Annotated in this window: 9 protein-coding genes and 2 tRNA genes; 3 read left to right on the top strand and 8 right to left on the bottom strand. The window is 46.9% G+C overall.

Annotated features, from left to right (window positions below; translation table 11 throughout):
* Positions 1 to 65: 65 nt before the first annotated feature.
* The 3 genes from IGQ44_04335 to IGQ44_04325 all read right to left on the bottom strand — a co-directional run bounded on the left by IGQ44_04335 (position 66) and on the right by IGQ44_04325 (position 3,393).
* Positions 66 to 959 (bottom strand): hypothetical protein, encoded by an 894-nt coding sequence (locus IGQ44_04335; protein HIK37201.1) that lies wholly within the window; start codon positions 957 to 959, stop codon positions 66 to 68.
* Positions 960 to 1,013: 54 nt separating this feature from the next.
* Complete coding sequence (locus IGQ44_04330) at positions 1,014 to 2,183, bottom strand: 1-deoxy-D-xylulose-5-phosphate reductoisomerase (protein HIK37200.1); 1,170 nt, start codon at positions 2,181 to 2,183, stop codon at positions 1,014 to 1,016.
* 70 nt (positions 2,184 to 2,253) lie between these two features.
* Positions 2,254 to 3,393, bottom strand: coding sequence for an S-layer homology domain-containing protein (locus IGQ44_04325; protein HIK37199.1), 1,140 nt, complete (start codon positions 3,391 to 3,393; stop codon positions 2,254 to 2,256).
* Positions 3,394 to 3,459: 66 nt separating this feature from the next.
* Here IGQ44_04325 and IGQ44_04320 point away from each other — a divergent pair, with 66 nt between their 5' ends.
* Positions 3,460 to 4,185 (top strand): sulfite exporter TauE/SafE family protein, encoded by a 726-nt coding sequence (locus IGQ44_04320; GenBank protein HIK37198.1) that lies wholly within the window; start codon positions 3,460 to 3,462, stop codon positions 4,183 to 4,185.
* Positions 4,186 to 4,197: 12 nt separating this feature from the next.
* Here IGQ44_04320 and IGQ44_04315 read toward each other — a convergent pair whose 3' ends face one another.
* Positions 4,198 to 4,743, bottom strand: coding sequence for a metal-binding protein (locus tag IGQ44_04315; GenBank protein ID HIK37197.1), 546 nt, complete (start codon positions 4,741 to 4,743; stop codon positions 4,198 to 4,200).
* Positions 4,744 to 4,787: 44 nt separating this feature from the next.
* On the opposite strand from IGQ44_04315, the gene IGQ44_04310 reads away from it, so the two are divergent.
* Positions 4,788 to 4,859: transfer RNA gene (locus IGQ44_04310), tRNA-Val, on the top strand.
* 398 nt (positions 4,860 to 5,257) lie between these two features.
* On the opposite strand, the gene IGQ44_04305 is transcribed toward IGQ44_04310, so the two are convergent.
* Positions 5,258 to 5,345: transfer RNA gene (locus IGQ44_04305), tRNA-Ser, on the bottom strand.
* A 100-nt stretch (positions 5,346 to 5,445) separates the two neighbouring features.
* Here IGQ44_04305 and IGQ44_04300 point away from each other — a divergent pair.
* The gene (locus tag IGQ44_04300; GenBank protein ID HIK37196.1) at positions 5,446 to 6,594 is read left to right on the top strand and encodes an FAD-binding oxidoreductase; all 1,149 of its coding nucleotides are present in this window, start codon (positions 5,446 to 5,448) and stop codon (positions 6,592 to 6,594) included.
* Here the strand turns inward: IGQ44_04300 and IGQ44_04295 are convergent.
* From IGQ44_04295 to IGQ44_04285, 3 genes are all read right to left on the bottom strand, one after another.
* A complete protein-coding gene (locus IGQ44_04295) occupies positions 6,549 to 7,256 on the bottom strand; it encodes a DUF928 domain-containing protein (GenBank protein HIK37195.1) in 708 nt (235 codons plus the stop codon). The two genes, IGQ44_04300 and IGQ44_04295, sit on opposite strands and share 46 nt — an antisense overlap.
* Before the next feature lie 129 nt (positions 7,257 to 7,385).
* Positions 7,386 to 8,255 carry a lipoyl synthase gene (gene lipA / locus IGQ44_04290; GenBank protein ID HIK37194.1) on the bottom strand — a complete coding sequence of 290 codons (870 nt, stop codon included), beginning with the start codon at positions 8,253 to 8,255 and terminating at the stop codon, positions 7,386 to 7,388.
* A 50-nt stretch (positions 8,256 to 8,305) separates the two neighbouring features.
* A complete protein-coding gene (locus IGQ44_04285; protein HIK37193.1) occupies positions 8,306 to 11,068 on the bottom strand; it encodes a hypothetical protein in 2,763 nt (920 codons plus the stop codon).
* Positions 11,069 to 11,075: the final 7 nt, after the last annotated feature.

Genomic DNA, 11,075 nt, shown 5'->3' with positions numbered 1-11,075 from the left:
CATCATCCTACACACTGGGCATGTCGTCAACCCCCCCGGTATAACCATAAACCGAGGGAAGGCTATTATAACCCTCTTTTACACAATTGTGGGATAACAAGCAGATTGTCAACAATCACAGTCCTCTCATCCCTTAACTCCTCAATTATAGATTGCCAGGAGTTTTGGAGATGAAGATGCAATTCTATCTGATCGCAAACCACTTTCCCTTTATTCTTGTATTGTAGTCTCTGTTGTACTCCTCTGACATCAAAACAATAAACTATCTTAGGCTTGTTGGTTTTCTGCAGTAAGGTGGCTAATTGTTTTACTTGTTCTCCCACTAACCCTTTTATACTTACAATAACTAAATGGGTGTCCTTATGAGCCTCACACCATTCAAACCAAATATGGGAATTCTCAAAGGCTAACCCCCCCTCCCCAAAACTAACTGCCAGGGACACCCCCAACCCAGCCTCCCTCAAACAGTAGGCAATCTCAGCAGCAACTATTTGCTCACAGTAGTTTATTATAGCAACATTGCCTTTAGAAAAGAAACTAGCATAATTCATGCCACAATAAAAACAACCAGGTATTAAAATCCCTCCCCCAGAAACACCTACTATCCTTACACCCCTTTTCTCTCCCGTCTGATATATCTTCAGCAAGTCTAAGGGAGGTATCCCTTCTGAGTGAATGACAATCTGACTTATACCACTTTCAATGGCTTCTCTGGTGGCATCCAACACCCGATAGGGATGACTGCAAATAATACTAGTCACAATCTCGGGATGACTGGCTAGGGCCTCTGTTACTAGGTCGAAAACGGGTATTCCCTCTATGTTCCCCCCATTATAACCCCCATCGGCGACACCAGCTACCACCTGGGTCCGATTCTCATAATAGTCTTGTAGGTAGAATCTAGCACAATCCCGCTCTATTCCCTGGATGAGAAATTGAGGCGAAAAATCCCATGTCATAACCAATTTACCAGCTGTAGGGAAATGGGGCAATAATACCCCCATTCCCCTATTTTAGGCAGAAACAGAAACCTGCTGTTCTACAAATCTTCTTGCCCACCGGTCGGCCCACAAAATTTCTTCTAGACTAGGATTGGACTTATTCTGCCCAACGAAATTTTCACAGGCTTCCTCTATTAGCCGGGGGATATCTAAAAAACCTATCCTTTCCCGCAAAAACAATGCTACCGCCTCCTCATTTGCCGCATTCAACACAGCCGGCATACACCCTCCCGCCCTTCCTGCTGCGTATGCTAATTTCATACATGGATACTTCTGATGATCGGGTGCACGAAAGGTAAGACTTCCAACCGCCACTAAGTCTAGGGGCTTCCAATCGGTGGCTATTCTTTTAGGGTATGATAACGCATACAACAGTGGTAGACGCATATCCGCCCATCCCAGTTGTGCTAATACGGAAGTATCTTGTAATTCGATTAAAGAATGAACAATACTCTGGGGATGGATTAGAATATCAATATGGTCGTAGTCTAGGGAAAACAAAAAGTGGGCCTCGATAACCTCCAATCCCTTATTCATCAGAGTAGCAGAATCGATGGTGATTTTTTGTCCCATGGACCAGTTAGGGTGTTTTAAGGCATCGGCTACGGTAACATGCCTGAGTGCCTCCACTGGCAAATCACGAAAGGCACCCCCCGATGCAGTCAGAATTATCCTTTTTAATCCTCCAGGGGGCACACCTTGTAAGCATTGGAAAATGGCAGAGTGTTCGGAATCTGCGGGCAGTAATTTTACCCCATGCTCTCTAACCAATGGTAGCACAACTGGGGCTCCGGCAATCAGGGTTTCCTTGTTAGCCAGGGCGATATCCTTCTTGGCTTTGATGGCGGCAATGGTAGGCAGTAATCCCGCACAACCCACAATCCCGGTTACCACTGTTTCCGCATCCCCATAGGCGGCCACCTCCTCAATGGCTGCCTTCCCAGCCAACAGTATGGGTTGTGGTGATACCCCGGCAATTGCTTCTTTCAACTCCCATAATTTCTCAGGATTGCGAATAGCTACTATTTCTGGTTTAAACTCTTTTATCTGTTCCGCTAACAGGCTAACATTATTACCAGCCGCTAATCCTACTACCCTGAATTTTGAGGGGTAGTTTCTTACAATGTCTAAAGTTTGAGTGCCAATAGAACCGGTAGAACCTAATATAGTAATAGGTTTCATATATCTGTATCTTATTTTAGTATAGTAATTGTCAATATCTTAACTGAACAGATGGTTGGTTGTTGCCTCCTTATGGTACATTTTTTAGGTAGGCCACGTCTGTCTGAATGCCAAAACTACTTAATACCCTTGCCGCCTCCTCTACAGTTACTGGTTTTTGTGGCTGGAAGATGGTAATATAGCCAAAGGCTTTTCTTACATTAGACAATTCCCCATTTTGCCAGTCCAGATATAATAGGGGCCATAGTTGTGGATTTATCTTTTCTGCATCCTTAAACCCCCATGTGTTTTTAATGGCATCCAGTGTTACGTTAGGCAAACTCTGACGAAAATCCAGTGGCGTCTTCCAGGCGATTAAGTCTTCTCTGGTTAGGGGTTTGTCTGGGTAGAAATTCAAATACTTGCCATCCTGGTGGGTTAAAGAGGAAGGAATTATCCCTGCCTCTGCTAATCCCTGAATAATACCAAAGTCTGGATCTTCCTGGGTGACATCGTTAAAAACCGGTTTGCTGTTACTATTGGCAAGACGAATAATCTTACCGTTACTGTTTTTGAATAAAAGATTGTTTACTGTCACCAACCAACGGGCATACTCTCTCCTAGTAATTATTTTATACGGATTTACCTGAGAATCCCTGATAATCTGTAGTCTCACCAATTCCTCCAAGGCTGCATCTAGTTTTGGGGGATTGTTGTCTTTAACAGTGGGGATGTTGTTTATTGAATTGTTACCACTGTTGCTGGTTTCGCTACTAGTCTGATTATTCTGATTATTCTGACTGGTTTGAGTGGTTTGATTGGTTTGATTATTCTGATTAGTCTGATAGGTGAGGGTAAATTCTGTGTTTCCACCCCTGGCAATGGCAGTCAAAACTACTCCCACTTTCTGTTTTTCATCCCTAGCCTTGATGGTATTTTCCGTTTTTTCTTCTATTATCCAATCTCTCCTTTTCAATTCCCTCTCGTAGTAACCCAAAATTATATTAGTTGCATCTGGAGTTACTCCCATGATTTTGTTTCCTGCCACTGTGTTTAAAGTTATGGATGGGTAAATGGGGAAGTTAAAGGGGAGTATTATTTCGTTTTCAGTGTTTTTAGCAGGAATTAATCCGGGATTGGCGGCAAAACGAGACTCCAAAGCCTTATTTCCCCTACAACCTGACAAAGCTAGGGAAATTAGCAGGTATAGGCAGAGGATAATTCTAGACATTGTCTGTCTGACAGTGGAAAACCCTTTTATTCTATCCTAAGAGAGGAGAATATACTCTTATGGGTGATGCTAGCAGAAGTTTCTCTATTGCTATATCGACTACAACAGATAGCAGACAGTATAGTTTCCTCACAACTACAACAAGTCTCCCCTGTCAGTTTAGCAATAATTTACTTTACAGGACTGATTACTAGTCTAACTCCCTGCATGTTGTCAATGCTACCCCTGACAATTGCCTACATTGGCGGGTATGAGAGGGGGGGGAGGTTATCTGCCTTTTTTCAGTCAATCTTCTTTGCCGCCGGCTTAGCCACCACCCTTTCCGCCTTGGGGATTTTCGCCGCCTTGTTTGGTAAGGTATATGGACAGGTTGGCAAGGGTTTACCTCTCATAGTTAGTATCATCGCCATGGTTATGGGTTTAAATCTTCTGGAAGTCATCCCTTTGCCAATACCTCAGTGGAATATCCCCCTACCCTCCAACAAAAGCTTTCCCAAAAGCCTACAATCTTATCTTCTTGGTGTCAGTTTCGGTTTTATTGCTTCTCCTTGTAGTACTCCGGTTCTAATAACACTTCTAGCATATGTCAGCAGTAGTGGCAATCTTATCCTCAGTAGTCTTTTTCTAGGCAGTTATGCTTTGGGTTATGTGTCTCCTCTGGTTGTGGCCGGCACTTTTACTGGTATTATTAAGAGTCTAATATCTCTCAAAACCGTCACCCGGTGGCTAAACCCTCTCAGTGGCATAATCCTAGTTGTCTTTGGGGTTTACTCTCTTATTTCCCGTCTTTAACTTTAAAAACCACTATTTCTTCCTACCCCGTCTTTTTTTTCTTCTCGCCTTTAGTTGAATATGACTCTGCCGCCAATTCTCCCCTATATCTGCTAGATAGTGACTCATTGCACCTAATTCTAGCCCCAAAAAAACTGCCATTGTCTCCTGCCAATAATTCTCCTTTACTTCCGTATAACCGGCAACTATCCACTCCCGCCAATCCCAAGATACACCGAGAATCAGTTTCCCGATTATTCCCCACAACACCACCATTGCCAAGACTACTGAGACGAAATATACTACCCTGCCCATTGTCCCTATTAGGATACCATGGGAGAGAAAGGATCTATGTCTTAATAGTTTCTGATAGGGAAGCCAAATAAACCTCAGAAAACCCCAGCGTTTGAATTGTAACGAATAAATGTCTAAATCCGGCCCAAACATCAACCCGCTAAAGACAAAAGCCACACTACTACACAGCGTCAAAATTATATCCCTTGTCACCACTAACCCCCCCGCCACCACGGGAGGCAAACATATCCAGGTAATTCTGTCGTGAATTTTCCCCGACGGCATTGCAATCCTTTTTTCTTTTTGCTATAATATCATACCGTGAGTCAGGGCGATTAGCTCAGCGGTAGAGCGCCTGCCTTACAAGCAGGATGCCAGTAGTTCGAATCTACTATCGCCCATCTTTTATTGTGCCGGGGAGGCTCGTTTCCAATAATTAACCCCGGCGGGTCCTGTACGATAAGCCTCGGGGTTGGATGCCCTGTTGGTGAAAAAGTAGGGAGTTTTTAAAAGAAAATTTTTAAAGAGGGTGGCAGAGAGGCTTCCTGTGGGGTTGACGGACAGATGGCCCTAGGGTTAGGGTGGTGTGTCGGGGGCGAGGGGGCTAAATGATATTATTTGCTGTTAAAGCGGACAGGGTTCAGGCCTTTAATGGTGGGGTTTTGACAGTGCTCCATTTGATAAAAGATACCAATAATACGGGCGTTAAGGGAGCATTAGGGACACCCAAGTCAAGCAAAGCAACGCCGACAGACTGCCCGTACAGGGTAGCAAAAGGTGAGAGGGGGTTTAGCCAAACCGGAGAGAGTGGGATTTGAACCCACGAGAGACATAAAGTCTCTAGCAGTTTTCGAGACTGCCGCAATCAACCACTCTGCCATCTCTCCACATTGTTAATTATAATTAGCCCCAGGGATGAATTTCAAGGGGTCAATGGGATAATAGAATGATTTCAGTGTTTAGAATTATGAGCCCTTGGACAAGTGTATGGATAAATACGACATAATTGTTATTGGGGCAGGCCTAACTGGTTGTGCCCTGGCGGTGGAATTAGCCCAACAAAATGCGAGGGTTTTGTTATTAGAAAAAACATATAATCCTGTCAATGCTACTGTTTTGAGTTATGGGGGTATTGCTTACTGGTGTGGTACTGATGAGCTTACCATAAAACTATGCGAGGAGGCCATTGAAATTTATCGCAATCTCCATGAACAACTGGATGAAGATGTAGAGTTTAGGGATATAACATTGCTATTTACTATTGATAAAAACCAAGATGTCGAGAGGACTTTTGAGGAGTATAAACAGTTTTATATCAAGCCGGAATTTTTAGACGTTGCTGAGACTATTTCCCTTGAGCCCCTAATAAATCCGGAGGCAATTGCCGGCAGTTTAAAATTTCCTCAGGGGCATGTTAACCCTTCAAAATTATTAAGTGCTTATAGGAGAAAATTGGAAAAATTAGGGGGCAAAATAATAATAGACGAGGGACTGTCCTTGAGGAGAAATAAGGGAAAAATAGAGGGGGTAAGTGGCAAAAATAACAGCTATTTAGCAGAGAAAGTAGTGGTTTGTGCGGGAGCGTTTTCCCGTAGAATATTCCAAGAGAATGGGGTAGATTTACCATTGTATTTTAGTCAAGCACAGGTCGTTAAAACCCATCCCAGCGACATCAAACTTTCTACCTTGGTAATGCCAGCAACTACTAATCGCCTTGACACGGAGAAAAAAGTGGCCCGGGAAGCTATATGGGAGTCCCAGAGTGATACAATATACGGAGATGTGTTAGAGGCAGGGGCTATTCAGTTCAAAGATGGTAGTTGTTGCCTGGGGCAGATTAGTCAGATTATACCCAACCTCAACCCGAAGATTGACGCCAAAACCAGTGAGAAAAGACTAAGAGAAGCCATTGGTAAAATACTACCACCCCTTGCCCAATTGCCGGGGAACTGGTACAATTGCCAGGTGGCTTTTTCAAAAGAGGCGCCATTTTTGGTAAAGGAAATACCAGAGAGGGAGGGGCTGTCAGTATTTTCCGGGTTTACTAGCCCTTTTGTATTTGCACCCCCGCTAGCACGTCATTTCGCCCATTATCTTGTCACCGGGGAGGATGAGATTATCGGCTTGTTGGCGTAAGCCTGCAAACCTACAGAATTCAACAATTCCACCCATTCTCGGGGCTGGGATTTTTTCGCCTGGGCCACCAATACGATGGTATCCCCCCAAAGGTTGGCATTAGCGTAAATCTGCGCCTTTTTTACCGTGTCTGTTTCTCCCATTAGGGTTTCTAAAAGTTGCCCGCCGGGGGAAACCCTTTCTACAGTGCCCTTGACAGTATTACCACTGCCCCTGTTTGGGACTTCGGGGGGGCATACCAGGGAAATTTCCCAGTTATAACTTTGCCCCACATCCAGTATTGTATCTTGACTGGGATTGATTCTGAGGATATAGTCCCCCTGTTGTATAGGAATCTCCTGATAGTCAATCTGATTGCCAGTGCTGTCTTTGAGGGCAAATCTGGCCAATTTGGCCTGGGTTTTGGGGATGTAGACGAAAAAGGGGGTCTGGGAGGAGATGGTGGTAAAATAATTGTCGTCGGCGGGGGTTAATGCCTTCATAGGCAATGTCCCCTGGATACAGAGACTCGCCCCTCCCCTTCTTCCCCCGGCGGCCGTGCTTCTGGGGGGCTGTCTTTTAGGGGCATTGGGAAACTCCACCGCCTCTGCCGTCATAAAGGAGGCACTGAAAACCAACCCGGCCAATGCCAACAATCGCATCACAGATGCACGTTTGCTCATGATTTTCCCTTTGGGTTTGCCAAGTTCCAGCACCTCCGATACTATCCTACTCCTTTTGTTCCCTCATATGAGTGCCATTAAACATTTCTTAACAGAATGAGCTGAGAATAGAATTAGCGGGGATAAGGACTATCGGGGATAAAGAGTCATAAGACGTCGAACCTCTTCGGCGTGGTAGGAGCTACGGGTGAGGGGGCTAGAAACCACTTGCAAGAAGCCGAGGGATTCCCCGTATTCCTTCCAGGCGGCAAACTGGGAGGGGTGGACAAACTGTTGCACAGGGAGATGTTTTGGGGAGGGTTGTAGATACTGGCCGATGGTAAGAATGTCACAGTCTACCTGACGCAAATCCCGCATCACCTGTTTAACCTCCTCGTCTGTTTCCCCTAAACCCACCATAATCCCGGACTTGGTATAGGTTTTGGGCGCCATTTCCCTGACTCTGGCCAACAATTCCATACTACGCTTGTAGTCTCCCTGAGGACGAACTCGCCGGTACAATCTAGGGACAGTCTCAGTGTTGTGATTGAGGACTTCCGGCTGTGCCTCTAGGATTAACTTAAGGGCCTCCCAATTCCCACAAAGATCTGGTATTAGTAGTTCTATTGTTGTATTCGGTGATGCTCTACGGATTTCTCGGACACAGGCGACGAATTGACTGGCGCCGCCATCGGGGAGATCGTCCCGGTTGACGGAGGTGACAACTACGTGGCTGAGGCGGAGACGACGGACGGCCTCGGCTAGACGGAGGGGTTCAGTTGGGTCTAATCCCCGGGGGGTTTTATCGAAGTCTATGTCGCAGTAGGGGCAGGCACGGGTGCAGGCTGGCCCCATAATAAGGAAAGTAGCAGTGCCGGCATGGAAACACTCACCAATATTGGGACAAGAGGCCTCCTCACACACGGTGTTTAGGCTTAAATCCCGGAGGATGCCCTTTACCGTGCCCACCCTTTGGACTTGTGGAGCCTTTACTCTTAACCAGTCGGGTTTTACTGTCACTTTTTTCCCACTTCTCTAACCACCGTTGACTATCATACCTTTTTCTTCTCCTATTGTCCCGGTTGACTGTAACTACGGATAAAGGCTTCTTGTATCAGGTAGACGAACTGTGGTGTCATGGGGGGCAGATTTCTGGCGTCATTGAAGTCTTGGTCATAGTCCCAGGGGCGAAGGGGAGGACTATAAACATTAGCTTTCCCCCAAGCGCCACTGACATTTATAGGGATGCCAAGGCTCACAAAAGAACCACGATAACGCCACTCCCGCCCGGTCCAGTCCTCCAAGAAGCGGGGGTAGTTTTCCAGACCACCATTGTAACCATATCCGGGGGCATTAGTAATATCTGTGCCAGCTAAAAGGGCAGCATTAAATTCCGTATGTTTAGGCAATTGGTCCCTATGGCCAGAACAACTGATCGCTCTATCGTTTGAGGGGATGCTTGACACAGGCAGTTGTGCATGGAAAACAGTTCTGTCACTGTTTATACAGGCGTTAGAAAGGGGTGTAAAGGTGTCCACCAGGAAGGCAGCAGGTTGTTTGTTAGCTGGCCGGGTGACGAACTCATTCTCCCCTCGAGGGCTGGACAAATTTTCGCTTGCCCCTGTGTGATAATCCCTTGTATTTACATTATAGTCACCTTGTACATATAACGCCTGGTCGGAGACGAAGGTAAGGCCGGTGGGATCTGGGTAAGTTTGAGTGGTGCCTAGGCCAGGCAATTGTTCCCCGTTTACAATGGCGAATCCAAAAGGGCTCTGACGGGGTGTCCAAGTGGTGCTGTTGCCCATAGTGGCGTAGAATACCAGCCCGCCGTGGGAGGTGTCTCTGGCTGCCAAACCCAGGCGTTGGAAGGAGTGCCCAGGGGCATTGTTGTCAGCGGGGGCTCTGTCGAAAAGTAATTGATTGGCGGAGACGAGATGAGTATTATTGCCACCCCCGCCGCCGCCACCCGGGTCTCGGTACACGCCGTCGCGATTCCAGACTACAAGGCTTTCTAAGTTGAGCTGCAGCAGCCGTAGATCTTTTTCTTCCCTGTGATTGTAGAAACGATAGGGGGTGTCATGGTTTGCGGCATCTCTTCCTACATCTGTAATGGGAGCGGGGGCAAAACAGCGTCTGGTGCCAGGCACTTCACTTCCACTGCCCGTGCCCTGGTATTGCGCCAGCCCTGCTATCTCTTGGGCAGTCATGTTCTCAATGGCGTTTATGGCACCCTGTCTATCTTGGGAGTCTGGAAAGGCCCCCACTAGTGTCGGATTGTTGTTCAAACTGTTAGAGGGGTTGGTGGCAAAGTTGTTATAGAGGTTGCCGTCTTGGCTTTTAACATCTTTAACGGGAATGTCCAGAAGGGAGTAGCGGATTGCCACATTGGAATTGGCATGGTGGATCTCCTTGAGCAGCCAATCCTGAGCCACTGTTCTCACGGCATTCTTTTGTGTTACATTCAGTGCCTGGTACCATTGTCCTAACTGGCTGTAGGTTGTATTCCCCAGTCTGAGTGCCGGTGATACGGTCCTGTTAGAATTCTCCACTCTTACCGGTGTACAGATGTGGAAAGGATTAGTAACATTGGTACTACCAACGGTCACATTTGCGGGTATGTTAGCCAAGTCTGCACCCACCAAAACCGGTTGTAGCAGACTCATTTTCTGTTCGTTGGTCAGGCTGTAGGTGCTGTTAACGCTGCCATCAGGATTGCGCTTAATTACAGTTATGTCGAAGGGGAAATTGTTGTTTGTAATTCGGCGATAGTTGTTGTTGGCGGTGGATCGGGGGGTAAAAATAATCCGAAGGTCGGCATTTTTCCAGTAGTCCCCATTGGCTTTGTCGAAGATCCCAGTGGCTGTGGGCACTTGTATTGGCTCTTGCATCCTCACCCTTACTCGTCCGCCCCATGTCTGTCTGACCCTATCTGGATCCATAGGGTTAGTGGTTGGGTTAGTGCTGCCGGTGCCGCCACTGAGAAGATTAATGGCAGTGCCCGCACTGTTATCAATTTGAACTCTGCCCTCGGCATAAGTGCTGCCATCATTTTTCCTCCTGTTGTAGATGTCTCTTAGAGTGGAGACCAATCCCCGGATGCGGAGCAAATTGCCAGATCCCAGATACAAATCACCGTTGGTGTGGACGGGGCCGTTTAATACCATTTGAGGCCCAGGTAGGATTTCCAGATCCTCCCTGTAGAAGGCGGCAAACTGGAACATGGGCACCAGTCTGGTTCTGACGTCCATTTGAAGTACGGCACTGGCCTTGGTGTTGTTCCCTAGCTGTTTGGTGCCTGCATCTACCTCCTTGTAGGCTAATGCATATACTGAATGGGTGTACTCCAGGGCGGTGGTACCGGCGAAGGCCTGTCCTGCGGGCACAGTTATTGTTCGTGATGAACCCGGCACTACATAACTAACACCGATATAGCCACTTCTCCCTGGGGCTGGGGGTGGGAATAGTTTTGTCTGACAGGCAAAGTCTCCAGTGCCCCTTCCTGTTGTTGTATTTTGGAGACAGTTAGAAATGGACTCGGGGGGAGTCCCCGTCGGGGTATTCTGCAACTGGTAGATTCGTCTTAGTTGTGCCGCCCTCTCATTAGCCACTGCCTCGGCCACATACAAAGCCGTATTGGCATCTATGGAGGAGGCCGTAGCACTTAGTTGTTCTAGTCTGGTGAGTCTGGCATATTGAGCTACTAACGTTGACAGTCCCACCACAAGGGCCAACGCCAACACCAACACGTAGCCCCCCTCTTCCTCCGTGTCTTCCGGCCTGTTGTTTGTAACTCGGTTAATATGTTTTAATATGTAATATAAGTACTTCATCCTACTC

The organism is Geminocystis sp. M7585_C2015_104, assembly GCA_015295805.1.
Lineage (GTDB): Bacteria > Cyanobacteriota > Cyanobacteriia > Cyanobacteriales > Cyanobacteriaceae > DVEF01.
This window is presented reverse-complemented; position numbering and strand designations above follow the sequence as displayed.

What these genes read in the sequence shown, in the direction of transcription:
- IGQ44_04335 (HIK37201.1), bottom strand. Translation starts at nt 959, where the DNA reads ATGACATGGGATTTTTCGCCTCAATTTCTCATCCAGGGAATAGAGCGG.
- IGQ44_04330 (HIK37200.1), bottom strand. Translation starts at nt 2,183, where the DNA reads ATGAAACCTATTACTATATTAGGTTCTACCGGTTCTATTGGCACTCAA.
- IGQ44_04325 (HIK37199.1), bottom strand. Translation starts at nt 3,393, where the DNA reads ATGTCTAGAATTATCCTCTGCCTATACCTGCTAATTTCCCTAGCTTTG.
- IGQ44_04320 (HIK37198.1), top strand. Translation starts at nt 3,460, where the DNA reads ATGCTAGCAGAAGTTTCTCTATTGCTATATCGACTACAACAGATAGCA.
- IGQ44_04315 (HIK37197.1), bottom strand. Translation starts at nt 4,743, where the DNA reads ATGCCGTCGGGGAAAATTCACGACAGAATTACCTGGATATGTTTGCCT.
- IGQ44_04300 (HIK37196.1), top strand. Translation starts at nt 5,446, where the DNA reads ATGGATAAATACGACATAATTGTTATTGGGGCAGGCCTAACTGGTTGT.
- IGQ44_04295 (HIK37195.1), bottom strand. Translation starts at nt 7,256, where the DNA reads ATGAGCAAACGTGCATCTGTGATGCGATTGTTGGCATTGGCCGGGTTG.
- IGQ44_04285 (HIK37193.1), bottom strand. Translation starts at nt 11,068, where the DNA reads ATGAAGTACTTATATTACATATTAAAACATATTAACCGAGTTACAAAC.